At 42.3% G+C, this 16,472-nt stretch carries 14 protein-coding genes and 1 riboswitch; all 14 genes read left to right on the top strand.

Annotated elements, in window-relative coordinates:
* Positions 1-2 precede the first annotated feature (2 nt).
* The 14 genes from O3670_RS04525 to mgtA all read left to right on the top strand — a co-directional run bounded on the left by O3670_RS04525 (position 3) and on the right by mgtA (position 16,400).
* Positions 3-497 (top strand): DUF6773 family protein, encoded by a 495-nt coding sequence (locus O3670_RS04525; RefSeq protein ID WP_014621324.1) that lies wholly within the window; start codon positions 3-5, stop codon positions 495-497.
* 79 nt (positions 498-576) lie between these two features.
* The gene (locus tag O3670_RS04520) at positions 577-1,347 is read left to right on the top strand and encodes a nucleoside phosphorylase (RefSeq protein ID WP_070654931.1); all 771 of its coding nucleotides are present in this window, start codon (positions 577-579) and stop codon (positions 1,345-1,347) included.
* A 90-nt stretch (positions 1,348-1,437) separates the two neighbouring features.
* The gene (locus O3670_RS04515) at positions 1,438-2,121 is read left to right on the top strand and encodes a VIT1/CCC1 transporter family protein (protein WP_002890291.1); all 684 of its coding nucleotides are present in this window, start codon (positions 1,438-1,440) and stop codon (positions 2,119-2,121) included.
* A 129-nt stretch (positions 2,122-2,250) separates the two neighbouring features.
* Entirely contained in the window at positions 2,251-2,970 is a 720-nt protein-coding gene (locus O3670_RS04510; protein WP_155211657.1) for a 16S rRNA pseudouridine(516) synthase, read from the top strand.
* Positions 2,971-3,218: 248 nt separating this feature from the next.
* Positions 3,219-4,364, top strand: coding sequence for an amidohydrolase (locus tag O3670_RS04505; RefSeq protein ID WP_371595836.1), 1,146 nt, complete (start codon positions 3,219-3,221; stop codon positions 4,362-4,364).
* Between the two features lie 461 nt (positions 4,365-4,825).
* A complete protein-coding gene (gene ald / locus O3670_RS04500; protein WP_155123833.1) occupies positions 4,826-5,938 on the top strand; it encodes an alanine dehydrogenase in 1,113 nt (370 codons plus the stop codon).
* Positions 5,939-6,159: 221 nt separating this feature from the next.
* Positions 6,160-6,522: a hypothetical protein gene (locus O3670_RS04495; RefSeq protein WP_195914466.1), complete on the top strand. Its 363-nt coding sequence runs from the start codon at positions 6,160-6,162 to the stop codon at positions 6,520-6,522.
* A gap of 36 nt (positions 6,523-6,558) precedes the next feature.
* The gene (locus O3670_RS04490; RefSeq protein ID WP_155123835.1) at positions 6,559-7,359 is read left to right on the top strand and encodes an alpha/beta fold hydrolase; all 801 of its coding nucleotides are present in this window, start codon (positions 6,559-6,561) and stop codon (positions 7,357-7,359) included.
* A 141-nt stretch (positions 7,360-7,500) separates the two neighbouring features.
* Positions 7,501-8,817, top strand: a complete 1,317-nt coding sequence (locus O3670_RS04485) for an FAD-containing oxidoreductase (RefSeq protein ID WP_060972453.1) — start codon at positions 7,501-7,503, stop codon at positions 8,815-8,817.
* Positions 8,818-9,058: 241 nt separating this feature from the next.
* Positions 9,059-9,937: a mevalonate kinase gene (mvk, locus tag O3670_RS04480; RefSeq protein ID WP_037601538.1), complete on the top strand. Its 879-nt coding sequence runs from the start codon at positions 9,059-9,061 to the stop codon at positions 9,935-9,937.
* The gene (gene mvaD, locus O3670_RS04475) at positions 9,919-10,863 is read left to right on the top strand and encodes a diphosphomevalonate decarboxylase (RefSeq protein ID WP_004182973.1); all 945 of its coding nucleotides are present in this window, start codon (positions 9,919-9,921) and stop codon (positions 10,861-10,863) included. The genes mvk and mvaD overlap by 19 nt, the downstream gene beginning before the upstream one ends.
* A complete protein-coding gene (locus tag O3670_RS04470) occupies positions 10,856-11,851 on the top strand; it encodes a phosphomevalonate kinase (protein WP_371595835.1) in 996 nt (331 codons plus the stop codon). Before mvaD ends, O3670_RS04470 begins: the two co-directional genes overlap by 8 nt.
* 48 nt (positions 11,852-11,899) lie before the next feature.
* On the top strand, positions 11,900-12,904 hold the full coding sequence (fni, locus tag O3670_RS04465; protein ID WP_037602062.1) for a type 2 isopentenyl-diphosphate Delta-isomerase: 1,005 nt from the start codon (positions 11,900-11,902) through the stop codon (positions 12,902-12,904).
* Positions 12,905-13,359: 455 nt separating this feature from the next.
* Positions 13,360-13,515: riboswitch (M-box (ykoK) riboswitch) on the top strand.
* Between the two features lie 224 nt (positions 13,516-13,739).
* Positions 13,740-16,400, top strand: a complete 2,661-nt coding sequence (gene mgtA / locus O3670_RS04460; RefSeq protein WP_037602064.1) for a magnesium-translocating P-type ATPase — start codon at positions 13,740-13,742, stop codon at positions 16,398-16,400.
* The last annotated feature ends 72 nt before the right edge of the window (positions 16,401-16,472 follow it).

Below are 16,472 nucleotides of genomic sequence, written 5' to 3'. Positions count from 1 at the left end.
AGATGATGAAATTTAAGCTTGTTAATAATAAAGTTACAGATGAACGAGAAAAAGCTCTAAATAATAAAGTTGGTGCAGAATGTTTTTACATAATGATTGCTGGGACGCTTGCGTGCTTGGTCTATAGTTCCTTCTTTAACAAGGGGGTTATTACCTCTAATTACTTAGCCTTCCCATTGTTTATAGCATGGATTTGGTCTATTTATAGATCTGAACGACTTAGTGTTAACACATTTGGGGGTTCCGGAATGACAGTCTTAGGTTGTTTACTGGTGACTGCGCTTATCACTCTTATGATAATGTCAGCTAACTATCAGTTTAACCACAATGTCTATCATAATAATCCCCTGGATCCTAGATATCTCATGGCTTGGCCACTTACTTATATTTTGTATATTCCCTTTGTCTTTTTTATGAATTGGGCTCTCACAGCACTGGGAAGATATGAGAGAAGACGTCTTGAAAAACAGCTGGACGATTTGGAGAATGAAGAATAAATAGTGATAGAATCAGACCGTTCTTTTTGGTCTGATTTTTTTGTGTTATAATGGGTCCTAAAACCTAAGGAGGTCACGTATGCTACTAACTGAATTTGATGATAATAGACAAGCGATTATCAATCCACAAGACTTACACGAACCAATTGAAGGATTTCCCAAAGTTGTCATCTCTTGCTTTTCAAGAGTAACTTTTGCTCGCCTCCTTGAGAATTATGACCATGAGGTCATTGCAAGAACCTCTATGGCTAATTTTGAAGTCGTGGTCTATGGGATCACTATTGGAGACCAACAGATTGGTGCCTTTAATGCACCCGTTGGGGCATCTTCCTGTGTGGGGATTATTGAGGACCTAATTCAATTTGGGATGGAAAAGCTCGTTCTTTTTGGGACCTGTGGAGTTTTAGATCGAGATATCGAAGCGACCTCCATCATCATTCCAATAGCTGCTCTTCGCGACGAGGGGACCAGTTACCACTATCTTCCAGCTAGTGATGAAGTGGAAGTAAACAAGAAAACCCTTCCGATCTTCCAAGCCTTTCTGGAAAGCCACAAGGTTTCCTATCAGTCAGGAAAAGTGTGGACGACAGATGCACCGTACCGGGAAACCATCGACAAGATGAAGCGACGAAAGGAAGCAGGAGCCATCTGTGTGGATATGGAATGTTCAGCAGTGGCAGCTTTAGCAGCTTATAGAGGCTTTGAGCTCTGCCATTTCTTCTATGCGGCAGACCACCTCTCTGAAGAAAAATGGGATATCCGAACCTTATCTAGTCATGAGGATTTAGATGAAAAAGATAAGGTGGCTTTATTAGCTTTGGAGTTTGCGTGTGACTGGAGTAAACCTTAAAAATTCTACTTTTTAAACTTCTTATTTGTAATCATTCTAAATAACTGTTATAATACTTTTTAGAATCATTCTAAATAAGGAGTAAGAAAATTGGAAGATAAGAATTTTGCAGAACGTTTAAATATTTTGAGAGCTGGTGTTTTGGGTGCCAATGATGGCATCATTTCCATTGCAGGAGTGGTTATCGGTGTGGCCAGTGCGACATCTAACATTTGGTTCATCTTGATTTCTGCCTTGTCAGCGATTTTTGCCGGTGCCTTTTCGATGGCAGGTGGCGAATATGTCAGTGTGTCAACGCAAAAAGATACTGAAGAAGCTGCTATCGCTAAGGAACAAGCCCTCTTGGACCGCTCTCCTGAGGCAGCTAGAGAGAGTTTGTATCAAACCTTCCTCAGTCAGGGGGATTGTGAAACGGCAGCTGAAGTTAAGGTTAATCAAGCCTTCAATAAGAATCCGATTAAGGTCTTAGTTGAGGAAAAATATGGGGTGGATTTAGATGAAATTACCAATCCATGGCATGCTGCTGTATCTAGTTTTCTGGCCTTTTCAGTTGGTTCCTTGCCACCAGCCCTAGCTATCATGCTGTTCCCAGAGCCTTACCGTATTCCTGTAACAGTGGTCGTGGTTGCCCTTACCTTACTCTTGACTGGTTATATCAGTGCCAAGCTCGGAAAAGCACCTGTTAAACAAGCGATGTTGCGTAACTTGACAGTAGGACTCTTGACCATGCTTGTGACCTTCTTGGTTGGGCATATCTTCCATGTAAATGTGTAAGTGTTAATAATGTAATAAGTCTATCTTTTAAGGTAGACTTTTTGTTTTATCGAGCGTTCTTTTGAGACCTTTCTTATGTCCTCCTTTTTTAGTCTGCTAGACCAGGCCTATCCGTGATACAATAAGGTTATGCGTTTAGACAAATTATTAGGACAGGCAGGCTTTGGTTCCCGCAATCAGGTCAAGAAGCTCATTCGTAGTCGTCAAGTTTATGTAGACGGTGTCTTGGCGGATCGAGATAATCTTAATGTGGATGCTAGTCTTCAAACCATCACGGTTTCTGGTAAGGAACTGGAGCATACGCCAGAAGTTTACTATCTCATGAATAAACCAGCAGGAGTAGTGTCAGCTCGAAAGGACAAGGAACACCAGACAGTCATTGATTTGATAAAGCCTGAAGATAAGAGAGACGGTCTTTATCCTGTGGGCCGATTGGATAGAGATACGGAAGGCTTGGTGCTGATTACTAACAATGGTCCCTTGGGATTTGCCATGCTTCACCCACGTTATCATGTGGCTAAGACTTATTATGTTGAGGTCAATGATGTTCTTGGGCCTGATGCACCTGCATTTTTTGAATCCGGTGTTGTCTTTGAGGATGGTACTGTTTGTCAATCAGCTCAGCTGGAAGTTTTAAGTTCTGCGAGTGACAAGAGCTGTGCTAGAATTACGATTTCGGAAGGCAAGTTTCATCAAGTGAAAAAGATGTTTTTGGCTTATGGCGTCAAGGTAACCTATCTTAAGCGTATTTCTTTTGGAGAGTTTAAGCTTAATGAAGGGATGGTAGTAGGTTCCTACCGGGCGTTAACGGAAGCGGAAAAAGCAATCTTACGTACTTATCTTGGCTAGTAGCCCTATGTGGTTTAAAGTGCGATAGGAACTTTCAATCTCATGATAGGTTCCCTCTATCATGACCCTTAATACTGTAAGGCCCATAACGACGGTCTTTTCTAGGGGTATAAGTGAAACTTATGGCATTCCATAAGTTTTTTTAATTTCTCAAGCCTTGTTTCTGGTGGTATGATGGTATCAATTCGATTGAGAACTGAAGTAAGTCAGGAGCAATGACCAAGTCTAATCAGAGAGGGAGGTTCATTATGACAGAAGCATTTTACGATCATTTAGCAAAGACACGTCATCAGATTCACCAACATCCAGAGGTTTCTGAGGAGGAGCACGAGACGACAGTCTTTTTGAAAGGCTATTTGAGAAATCTAGGTATTGAGCCTTTAAATTATCCCTTGAAGACGGGACTTATCGCTGAGATTGGGTCAGGTCATCCGATTATTGCTTTGCGTGCTGATATTGATGCCCTACCGATCAAGGAAAAGACAGGACTTCCTTATGCCAGCGACAATGGGGCCATGCATGCTTGTGGTCATGATTTTCACCAGACCTCTCTTCTCGGAGCTGCTCAGCTTTTAAAAGAAAGAGAAGCCGAGCTTAAGGGGACTGTTCGCTTGATTTTCCAACCGGCCGAGGAAAATTTCCAAGGGGCCTATCAGGTCATTGAAGCGGGTGGTCTTGACGGTGTGTCAGCTATCATCGGTTATCACAATAATCCTCACTTGAAACCTGGTCAGATTGGTCTTCGTTCGGGAGCTATCATGGCAGGTGTGGAGCAGTTTAGGGTTGATGTTAAAGGTGTTTCGTCCCATGCTGCCCGTCCTGATTTGGGTGTGGATACGGTCTTGGTCACTACGACCATCATCAACAATTTACAACAGATTGTTGCTCGTACGGTATCGCCCTTTGAATCAGCAGTATTGTCAGTTACTCATATCGAAGTTGGAAATACTTGGAATGTTCTTCCAGCAGCGGGCTTTTTCGAAGGAACGATTCGTACCTTTGAGCCTAAGGTTCGTGAAGATGTCATTGCCCGCTTTGAAAAGGTCGTTCGGGCGACAGCAGACCAGTTTGGTGCTCAAGTTGACATTACTTGGGGCAATTCACCTTACGTGACCTACAATGACCAGACACTCACACCACTCATCTTTGAAAATTCTAAGGCCTTTGCAGAAGTGATTGAAACTTTGCCATCAACAGGGGGCGAAGACTTTGCGGCCTATCAAAAGGAAATACCAGGAGTCTTTGCCTTTATCGGCTCTAATGGTGAAGAAAATGCACCAGACTGGCATCATGATGATTTCCTTGTGAAAGATGAGGCCTTGCCAGTAGCTGTTAATTACTATGTGGAAAACGCCCTTTTCCTACTTGACTATTTTAAGGAGAAAGGCAAATGACCATTCCCTTAATCGGTATTACCAGTAATGAAAAACTTGTTAGGGAGTTGAGAGCTTCACTGACGCCCCATTTATAGGTGTTCAGTGGCATGCTGAGTTTCTCTTGGGACATAAGTTCTTAAAAGACCAAGGACTCTTTGATTATTTTGTTAAGAGTTTTAAATAAAGCTTAAGGACTTTAAATTGGTACTACTTTTGATATTGAAAAGGAGGACGTGCCTAAGGAAAAATATTCTTTTGATCATTTAGTTTACACTTAAGAACCCAGCCGATTGGTTGGGTTCTTTTGTCGTATTTTAGAAGCAAGATTTCAGGACTTAGAAAGGGAGGGAAGATTTTTCACTTGCTATTTTTGAGTTTTTTAGATAAAATGAAAGCGTTATCATTTCAAAAATAGATAGGAAGTGGTCAAGTCATCTTTTTGATGGTTGACCTTATAACTTCCGAATAAGGAGAAACGTATGTTAATTGGTATTCCAAAAGAAATCAAAAATAACGAGAACCGTGTGGCTCTAACGCCTGCTGGTGTGCAAAGTCTTGTAGCTAAGGGACATGTCGTGTTAATCGAAACAAATGCAGGCCTTGGCTCTGGTTTTGCGGATGCAGATTATGCCAATCAAGGTGCTAAAATCGTTGCAACTGCTGCAGAAGCATGGGCAGCAGAACTTGTTGTTAAAGTTAAGGAGCCACTTGCTGAAGAATATGGCTTCCTTCGTGAGGACCTTTTACTTTTTACTTACTTGCACATGGCAGCAGCGCCAGAATTGGCAGATGCTATGGTCAATGCTAAGACAACAGGTGTGGCCTATGAAACAGTACGTAGCCAAGAAGGTCACCTACCACTTTTGGTTCCAATGAGTGAAGTAGCAGGACGTATGGCCGTTCAAATCGGTGCACATTTCTTGACCAAACAAGAAGGTGGCTCTGGTGTTCTCCTAGGTGGTGTGCCTGGAGTTCCTAAAGGTAAAGTAACTATTATCGGGGGTGGTGTCGTAGGGACACATGCAGCCCGCATTGCCCTTGGACTTGGGGCTCAAGTGACTATCCTTGATATCAGTGCCAAACGTTTGTCTGTCCTTGAAGAGGTCTTTGGTAGCCAAATTCAAACACTTATGTCAAATCCACTCAATATTGAAGCGAGTGTCCGAGATGCTGACGTGGTTATCGGTGCAGTTCTTATCCCAGGGGCAAAAGCGCCGAAACTCGTTACAGACGATATGGTTAAACAAATGCGTCCAGGTTCTGTTATTGTTGACGTTGCCGTTGACCAAGGTGGGGTTGTTGAAACTGCGGATCGTGTGACTACTCACGATGAGCCTGTTTATGAAACACATGGTGTCCTTCACTATGCTGTTGCCAATATCCCAGGAGCTGTGGCACGTACATCAACCATTGCCCTTACCAATGTCACATTGCCTTATATTGAAGCCCTTGCAGGAAAAGGATTCAGAAAAGCCATTAACGACGACGAAGGTCTTCGTCAAGGGGTTACAACCTACCAAGGTCATATTACTAGCAAACCGGTTGCAAAGGGCTTAGACAGAGAGTATACATCAATTGATGAATTGGCATAAATAGATTATTTAGCATAAACAAAGAGGAGTCGCACCATGATTTGGTTGGCTCTTTTTTTGTGGTCTGAGACAAGAAGTGAATCATTTTTTTGCTAGTTGAGGGGTGAGTAGTTGCAAAGGATGGATTTTTTCTAATTTTGGTCTTATTTTATGCTATAATGAGTAGAAATATTAAGGGGAGTAATGAGTATCTATAATGCTTGCCATTAGGAGGTTTTATCGTGGCCAACCATATTCGTGTGATCACAGCAATTGTTTTCTCGCAGCTTGTCGTCTTTTATTTTGGTTTTCGTATGGATGTCTCTTTGACCAAACTGCTAACCACAGTAACTGTAGCATCTCTAGTTGAGATTATTTATCATGTGAGGCTTGTTCGTAAGATAGGAGCTAATATTTCTTTTGAAACTTTTTGGAAAAATTGTGACCAACTTTTTAGAAAAAATGCTGTGCTATTGGCTATTTTAGTTTGTGACCTACTTATTTTTAAAGGTGGGGATTTCATGGCCTTCACTCTTTGGCAAGTTACCTTTGTTGTCTTGGTAAGTATTATCATCATGGCATCAAATAATGCCCCAGACGCATGATACTACTTAAATCTTACAATAGAAAGTGTGTAGATAATGTTTACCATTCAAAGAAATCATTTGTCGGACCCAGGTGTAGATTATGTCACTTTTGGTAAGGGAGACAAAACTCTTATTATCATTACGGGATTAAGTTTGCAACGATTAGGTGATATGTCCAACCTGACTATTTACTCACTATTTTATCAATACGCTAAGGAGTACAAGGTCTATATTTTTGATAGAAGGGACCACATCGAAGAAGGCGTTTCTATTGAGGATATGGCGGATGACCTCTATCAGTCCTTGCAAGAATTACATATTGCTAATGCCTCTATCATAGGCATATCACAGGGAGGCATGATTGCTCAGCTATTTGCTATCAAATATCCTCAAGAGGTGAAGAAACTAGTATTAGCTCTGACACTCTCTCGCAATAATGCCATCAGTAGAGAAACCATAGGAGGGTGGATAGAGATGGCAGAAAATGGTGATATGGATAAGCTCAATATGGATTCCATGAGTAAATCATTTTCGTCACCTGTTTTAAAGAAATTATATGTGATTAACAGATTATTTTTGAAGTCTGTAAGCAAGGAAAAACGCCATCGCTTTGTCTGTTTAGCCAAGTCAATTCTAGCCTTTGATTGCTATAGTTCGCTTGATAAAATCACTTGTCCGACCCTTGTTCTGGGAGCCAAAAACGATTTAGTTCTGGGTGTGGATGGCGCCAGGGAGCTGGCAAATGGCATTCCAAATGCTTCCTATTATGAATTTAGCAAACTGGGGCACGCAGCCTTTATTGAAAGTAAGCAATTTAATAAAATGATATTAGAATTTCTGCGAGAAAACACTTAGGTAGTGGACTTATGGAAATCTATTAAAATAGAATGAGAAAGGGGTTACAGTGGAGCTTGTAGCCTCTTTTTATTTTCAGTTCAGATATGTGCAGTCTGAAAAATTAAATGATAGAATGGCAATAGATAGGAGGATACAGAAATGTTAAACTATGATTTGATTGTTATCGGTTTCGGTAAAGCCGGTAAAACTCTGGCTGCTAAGATGAATGCAGCTGGTAAGAAAGTTGCTGTCATCGAGCGCAGTAAAGCCATGTATGGTGGTACTTGCATTAATATTGCGTGTATCCCAACCAAGACTATGATTGTTGCGGCTGAGAAGGGCTGGTCATTTGACGACACCATGAAGGAACGTGGTGCAGTGACTGGTCGTCTTAATGCTAAGAATTATAAAATGTTGGCAGACAATGGCGTTGATGTCATTGATGCAGAGGCACATTTTGTGTCAAATAAGGTTATTGAAGTAGTGGCTGGTGATGACCGCCAAGAGCTTACAGCTGAGACTATTGTTATCAATACTGGTGCTGTATCTAATGTCTTGCCTATTCCTGGCTTGACAACAACTGAGCATGTCTACGATTCAACTGGTATTCAAACCCTTGAAGCCTTGCCAAAACGTCTGGGTGTCCTAGGTGGTGGTAATATCGGTCTTGAATTTGCTGGCCTTTTTAACCGTTTGGGAAGCCAAGTGACTGTCTTGGATGCTGCGACTAGCTTCTTGCCACGTGTGGAGCCATCTATTGCTAAGTTGGCCAAGGAATACATGGAAGAGGACGGCATTGTCTTTGAGCAAGGTGTTAAAACTTCTGAAGTTAAGAATGACGGTGATGAAGTTGTCGTTGTTACTGACAAAGGTGAGTTTCGTTTTGATGCTCTCCTCTATGCGACAGGACGCAAGCCTAATATCGAACCCCTTCACTTGGAAAATACAGATATTGCCTTGACAGAACGTGGCGGTATTCAGGTTAATAAGCATTTAGAAACAAGTGTTCCTGGTGTCTTTGCGGTGGGTGATGTTAATGGTGGTCTCCAATTCACTTACATTTCACTAGATGATTTCCGTATTGTCTTTAATTACTTGACAGGGGATGGTAGCTATAACCTTGAAACACGTGGAGCAGTTCCAACTGCCATGTTCCTCAACCCACCTTTGGCACAAGTTGGTCTTACTGAAGATCAAGCCAGAGCAGCAGGTGGACCAGTTGCTGTCAAGGAACTTCCAGTTGCTGGCATGCCTCGTGGTCATGTTAATGGCGATTTGCGTGGTGCCTTCAAAGCTGTGGTAAATCCTGAAACTAAGGAAATTTTGGGAGTGACCCTCTTTGGTCAAGAATCTCATGAAATTATCAATCTAATTACCCTAGCGATGAATCATCACATTCCATATACAGATTTGGCTAAACAAATCTTTACTCACCCAACTATGGCTGAGAACCTAAACGATTTGTTTGCGATTTAAAATGAAAAGAGCCGAGAGGCTCTTTTTTGTGAGTATATCATCCATACAAAGCGACACTCTAGGTTAGATGTCGCTTTTTTTGCGCTTTGATGATAAGATAGAAGTGCTATAAGAAAATTCCTTAGATTGGTGCTCTCTGTCTCCTTTGAATGCTTGATTGACCTTGAGTCACCACTAGAATCTGTATGAAAAATCTAGAAAGATACTCGCCTGCAAATTCGTCTGTGAGTGTGTGTAATTTATGACTAAGAAAGTAGGAGTGGGCAAGGCTCACAGTAAGATTATTTTGATGGGGGAGCACTCGGTCGTTTATGGTCATCCTGCCCTTGCCCTCCCTCTTAAGGATATTGAGGTTGTCTGTCAGATTCAGGCGGCTAAGACTCCTTTGACGCTCAAGGCTCAAGATCCCTTGACGACGGCGATTTTTTCAGCTCTTAATTATCTGAAAATCAAGAATCAGCCTATCAGCTATGCTATTAAGTCTAGTGTCCCTGAAAAGCGTGGTATGGGGTCGTCTGCGGCTGTAGCCATTGCGGCAATTCGAGCGGTCTTTGATTATTTTAATCAGGAGCTTAGCCAGGAGACCTTGGAAATGCTAGTTCATCAGGCGGAGACCATTGCCCATAGTAAACCTAGTGGTTTAGATGCCAAGACCTGCTTGAGTGACCAAGCCATTAGCTTTACGCGTAATATCGGTTTCAGGGAAATCGAGGTTAATTTAGGTGCCTATCTGGTCATTGCTGATACGGGAATCCATGGAAATACCCGTGAGGCCGTGGAAAAGGTTGAAGCCATTGGTTTAGATGCCTTGTCAGATCTCAACCAACTGGGCGAATTAAGTAAGAAGGCAGAACGTGCCCTCAAAGCCAAGGATCAAAAGCTTCTTGGTCAGCTCATGTCTCAAGCCCATAATCACCTTAAATCTTTAGGGGTGTCTTGTGATTTGTCGGATCTTCTAGTAGTAACTGCTCTGGAGCATGGTGCACTGGGAGCCAAGATGTCAGGCGGAGGACTTGGTGGCTGTATTATTGCCCTGACAAGTACTAAAGACCAAGCCCGAACGATTGCTAAAAAACTTCAAGAAAAAGGAGCCGTAAACACGTGGATAGAAAGCCTGTAAGCGTCAAATCGTACGCAAATATTGCTATTGTCAAATACTGGGGTAAGGCGGATGCGGAGCGTATGATTCCTTCAACCAGTAGTATCTCACTGACTTTGGAAAATATGTATACGGAAACCAAGTTATCTTTTCTGCCTGAGGATGCGACTGGTGATGTCATGTATATCGATGATGAGCTCCAAGGGGAAAAAGAAACAACCAAGGCCAGCAAGGTTTTAGATCTCTTCCGTACTAATCCAAACCAACATGTCAAGATTGAAACTTGGAACAACATGCCAACAGCAGCGGGTCTATCCTCAAGTTCCTCAGGACTTTCTGCCCTAGTTAAAGCAGCTAACGAGCTCTTCCAAGTCGGAAAAACGCAGTCTGAATTAGCTCAAATTGCCAAGTTTGCTTCAGGCTCATCATCACGTTCTTTCTTTGGACCATTGACAGCCTGGGACAAGGATAGTGGTGAGGTTTACCCGGTTGAAACAGACCTTAAATTGGCCATGATTATGCTGGTTTTGACAGATCAAAAGAAACCTGTATCAAGCCGGGACGGTATGAAATTGTGCACCGAAACATCGACCTCTTTCCCAGAGTGGATTAAACAGTCTGAGCAGGATTACAAGGATATGTTAGACTACCTCAAGGCTAATGATTTCCAAGCGGTGGGTGAGCTCACTGAAGCCAATGCCCTTCGTATGCACCAAACCACAAGCACGGCTAACCCACCATTTTCATATTTAACGGAAGCCTCATATCAGGCTATGGACGAGGTTAGGGCCCTCCGTGCCTCTGGTGAGCAGTGTTACTTTACTATGGATGCAGGACCAAATGTTAAGGTGCTCTGTCTGGAAGAAGACCTAGACCGCCTAGCAGACCACTTCAGTAAGGACTATCAGGTCATTGTTTCACGCACTAAGGAGTTGCCAGATGCCTAAGCAGTCGGTCAATCAGGTCACAGTAAAAACAGGTGGGAAACTCTACATTGCTGGAGAATACTCAGTCTTAACAGCTGGGCAGACAGCCCTAATCCAATTTATTCCTATTTTCATGTCAGCAGAGGTCAAGGAAGCACCAAGCACACAGCTGTCTTCAGATATGTTTGACTATAGTGTGGGCCGTGAGCCAGACGCAAATTACGCCCTCATTCAAGAGGCCTTGAATACTTTTGAGGCCTTTTGTGGTGAGAAGTTACCCGCTCTGGACCTTTCCATCACTGGAAAGTTGGAACGAGATGGGGTTAAATTTGGTATCGGTTCTTCGGGTTCTGTTGTGGTATTGACCCTCAAGGCCTTGGCAGCAGCCCTTCAGAAAGACTTATCCAAAGACATTCTCTTTAAGCTAGCTAGTTACACCCTCCTCAAGCAGGGAGATAATGGTTCTATGGGAGATTTAGCTTGTATCGTATACGAGGATTTGATTTCCTATCGTTCCTTTGACCGTGAAAAAATAGCAGAGCTTATAGACCAAATAACTCTAACAGAGCTTTTGGAAAAAGACTGGGGCTATCGTATCAGTCCTGTAGTGCCAGTTCTCAAAGCTCACTTTTTGGTGGGGTGGACCAAGCAAGCTGCTATTTCAAAAGATATGGTTAAAATGGCTAAATCTCGCATATCAAGCAAGTATTTAAGTGAAACAGAAGTTGCCGTCCAAGATGCCCTCAAGGCACTGGAAACAGGAAATAAGAATTTACTTAAGAGCAGCCTTCAAACTGTCAGTGACCAGTTGGAATCAGTTAGTCCAGATATTTATGTGGCCAAGCTGAAAAAACTCAAAGAAGCTGAGCAAGGCCTAGATGCCATTGCTAAGTCTTCTGGAGCAGGTGGTGGTGACTGTGGTATTGCCTTTGCCTTTGACCAAGCTAGCCGAGATAGCCTAGTTAATCGCTGGCAGCAGGAAGATATAGAGCTTTTGTATGAGGTTTAGGGGTCAGCTAAGTAGACATTATCACGCAAGAAAGTAAAGAAATAACCTATGACAAATCGTAAAGACGATCACATCCGTTATGCCCTTAAGTACCAGTCGCCCTACAATAGTTTTGACGATATGGAACTTATCCACAAGTCTCTACCGACTTATGATTTAGATCAGATTGACTTGTCCACACATTTTGCGGGACGAGATTGGAATTTTCCCTTTTATATCAATGCCATGACAGGTGGTTCTGCCAAGGGTGGGGCTGTCAATCGAAAACTAGCTGAGGTGGCCAGTCGAACAGGTATTCTCATGGTGACGGGTTCCTACAGTGCTGCTCTAAAGGGGGAAGCACCAGAATCCTTTGACTATCGCCAAGAGTTTCCAGACTTAGACCTAGCAACTAATATCGGTGTGGATAAGTCTGTGGACCTGGGCATTAAGACGGTGGAAGCTATGAACCCAGTCTTTTTACAGCTCCATGTTAATCTTATGCAGGAGCTTCTCATGCCTGAGGGAGAGCGTATTTTCCATACCTGGAAGGAAAATGTGGCGGCTTATGCACAGAAAATAGAGGTTCCTCTTGTGCTTAAGGAGGTCGGCTTTGGTATGGATGTGGAAACCATTCGTTACGCCATGTCTCAGGGCATCAAAACTGTGGATATCTCAGGTCGTGGTGGGACTAGCTTCGCCTATATTGAAAATAGTAGAGGCGGTAACCGAGATTACCTCAATGACTGGGGACAAAGCACCGTTCAGACCCTCTTGCAAGCCCAAGACCTTCGTGAAGCTGTGGAAATCCTAGCCTCAGGTGGCGTGCGAAACCCACTTGATATGGTCAAATGCTTGGTCCTTGGAGCAAAAGGCGTTGGCCTCTCGCGAACAGTTCTTGAATTGGTGGAACGTTACCCTGTGGATAAGGTTGTAGCTATCGTTAATGGCTGGAAGGACGACCTTCGTCTCATCATGTGTACCCTTGATTGTCGAACTGTTGATGAGCTCAAATCTGTGGATTACATCTTACATGGTAAGCTACAAGGGACTTATATCAAGCAAAGAAAGTAGGAAAGATCCAAGTGCTCTTTTTTAATTTTTAAAGATGATAAAACAATTTCTCTAGGCGATGATATTATGGAGACATCATTTTAACACCGGTCAAGGATAAATAATAACATTCTTGATTTGATTTGTTTCTAGCGAGCACTTAACGAGACTTTTCGCTGTGAGAAAAGTTCTAGAAATACAAGTATTTCTAGAACTCGGAATTTTTGAGAGTAAAACAGTTTGGGGAACTGTTTTAGCCTGAGCCTAGAAATTAAAAAGTGAAGGGGCTCAAAAATTAGTCATGGAGCTTCGAAGAAGTTCGCTGACGTCCCTACTCACTTAAGGAAAGTCTAAAAAAATCCATTTTACAAAAGAATATCTTACAAAAAAGAGCGGAAGCTCTTTTTTTATTACCCACTCAAGCAAAAAAGTAACTTTTCCCCTTGACAAGTTACCGCCTTAGGAGTATTATTTTCAGTGAAATACGGTAGGTGAGGCTACCACAAGGATACGGATGACTACCGCAAAGCAGTGGAGACACTACTCGTTGGTCAACAGTCCTGATCGCCAAGGTCAAGACTAAGCTCATTTCATCGCCTTGCGGAGCTAAAGCTTGAACGGTCCATTTTTTGACAGAATCTATTAAAAAATCAACCTCGAGTTTATAGAGTCTTACCTGTATATGGGTAGGACTCTTTTCTTTTGTCTGAGGTCCACCCACTATGTAAAAAAATGAAAGGAGAAACCTATGAGACTAATCGACGATCACCCCGAACCGTACCTAACCAGTCAATCGCTGATTAGTGTCTTAGGGACTCCATAAGTGATTGGCTCCTGATTAAATAAGGAGATTCCAATGTCAACAAATAAAGAAAGACTTATTGCTGCTCTTCAAGAGCCACTTGAAACAACCCTTACTCGCTACAAGACTCATTTGGATGGCTTGAAGGAAGACCAAGTAGAAGAAAACCGTGACCTTTATGGGGAAAATGTCATAACTAAAGGACAAGAGGATTCTATCATCAAAAAGATTTATGAATCTATCATCAATCCCTTTACTGTTATTCTCTTAGTCATTGCTCTGGTTTCCTTTATCACCAATGTCTGGCTTGCTAAACCGGGTGAAGAAGACCCAACGACTTCTATCATCATTGTCACTCTAGTTTTGATATCTGGTGGTATCCGTTTTATTCAAGAACTTCGTAGCGACAAGGCTGCCAGTAATTTGTCTCGCATGATTGTCAATACAGCAACAATACTTCGAGATGGCAGTGAGCAAGAAATCCCAATTGATGAAATTGTGGTTGGAGATGTGGTCAAACTAAGTGCGGGAGATATGATTCCGGCTGATGTGGTCTTACTAGATTCTCGTGATTTCTTTGTTCAACAGTCTGGCTTGACAGGTGAAAGCGATGCTGTGGAAAAAGCTTGTCTGGCTAAAGCAGATGGTCAAAATCTAGAGAGCCTGCTTGAAAGTGAGAGCCTTGCTTTCATGGGAACTAATGTTATCTCTGGTCGTGCAACTGCCTTGGTTTTAGTTGTTGGTGATGAAACCATGATGGGAGCAATTGAGCAGACCATCAATACTTATGACGAACCAACTTCATTTGAACGTGAGATGAATTCCATTTCTTGGCTCTTGATTCGACTCATGTTAGTTATGGTTCCTGTTGTTTTTGTGATTAACGGTTTAACAGATGGGGACTGGCTTGAAGCCGGCGTCTTTGCCCTTAGTGTGGGAGTCGGTTTGACCCCAGAAATGTTGCCGATGATTATCACAGCCAGTCTTGCCAAGGGTTCTATTATTATGGCCAAGGAAAAGGTGGTCATCAAAAAACTTAATGCTATTCAAGACCTAGGGGCTATCGACATCCTTTGTACGGATAAGACAGGAACCCTGACTCAGGATGAAATCGTTCTTGAGTACCCTCTTGATATCCATGGTGACCTTGACCTATCAGTACTTCGGAGAGCCTATCTTAATTCTTATTTCCAAACTGGCTTAAAAAATCTTATGGACCGTGCCATTATTAGCCGAACTGAAAGAGAAGCTAAGAAACATGACATCGTTCGTGACCTTGACCAGACCTTCCACAAGATTGATGAGCTACCTTTTGATTTTGAACGTCGTCGCATGAGTGTCATTGTTCAAGACACTGATGGATTTGTTAGCATGGTGACAAAAGGTGCCCTTGAAGAAATGCTCTCTGTTTCTAACTATGTGGAATACAAGGGAGACATTATCCCATTGACTGACGATGTTCGTGAGGAAGTCCTTGCGGAAGTTGCACAGTTGAATGAACAAGGTTTGCGTGTTCTCGGTGTTAGCTACAAATCACAGCTTAATGAAAATGACGTCTTTAGTGTCGAAGATGAAAGTGATATGATTTTGACGGGATATCTTGCCTTCCTTGACCCACCAAAACCATCAGCAGCACCTGCTATCAAGGCTTTGGCGGAATATGGTGTGACCACAAAAATTTTGACTGGAGACAATGATAAGGTGACACAGGCTGTCTGTGAAAAAGTTGGTCTAGATGTGACGCACATTCTACTTGGAAGTGATCTTGATACCATGTCAGATCAAGATTTGGCTAAGGCTGTGGAAACGACAACAGTCTTTGCTAAGTTATCCCCAGACCAAAAGGCACGAATTATCCTAAGCCTTAAGGAAAATGGGCATAAGGTAGGCTATATGGGTGATGGTATCAACGATGCCCCATCCATGAAGGTGTCAGATGTGGGGATTTCTGTGGATACAGCTGTTGATATCGCCAAAGAAACTGCAGATGTTATCTTGCTTGATAAGGATTTAATGGTCTTGGAAAAAGGTTTGGTTGAAGGACGGAAGGTCTATGCTAATATGACCAAATATATCAAGATGACCGTTTCTTCAAATTTCGGGAATATCTTTTCTCTCCTCTTTGCCAGCATTTTCTTACCATTCCTACCAATGGCACCTGTGCATTTGATTGTCCTAAATCTTGTCTATGATATCTCTTGTATCGCCCTTCCATTTGACAATGTGGACAAGGAATTTCTTAAAGAGCCACATATCTGGGAAGCCAAATCAATCATGCGTTTCATGGCTTGGATAGGACCTATTTCGTCCGTATTTGATATTTTGACATATATCTTGCTCTATTTCATCATTGTGCCAATGATTTTGGGGCATGGCTATGTTCATGGTTCACCAGAAGCAGCAGCCTTTATCATTATTTTCCAAACAGGTTGGTTTATCGAATCTATGTGGTCTCAAACCATGGTTATCCACATGTTACGTTCACCAAAACTACCATTTATTCAAAGTCACCCAGCACTATCAGTTGTTGTGACAACCTTATTTGCTGCTTTCTTTGTGACTTCTCTTCCATACAGTCCATTGGCTAGTCTCTTAAAACTCAGCCATCTAAACGGTCTCTATTTCATTCTCTTGTTTATCATCATTACTTTGTATATGCTTAGTGTTACCTTTGTGAAGCATATCTATATTAAGAAATACAAAGAATGGTTATAGGATAACTATTCTTAGAAAAAGAGCGTCAGCTCTTTTTTCATTACCTTTCATTCTGCCAAAACCTTTTCATTT

Source organism: Streptococcus sp. 27098_8_74, from assembly GCF_041431705.1.
GTDB lineage: Bacteria > Bacillota > Bacilli > Lactobacillales > Streptococcaceae > Streptococcus > Streptococcus salivarius_E.
This window is presented reverse-complemented; position numbering and strand designations above follow the sequence as displayed.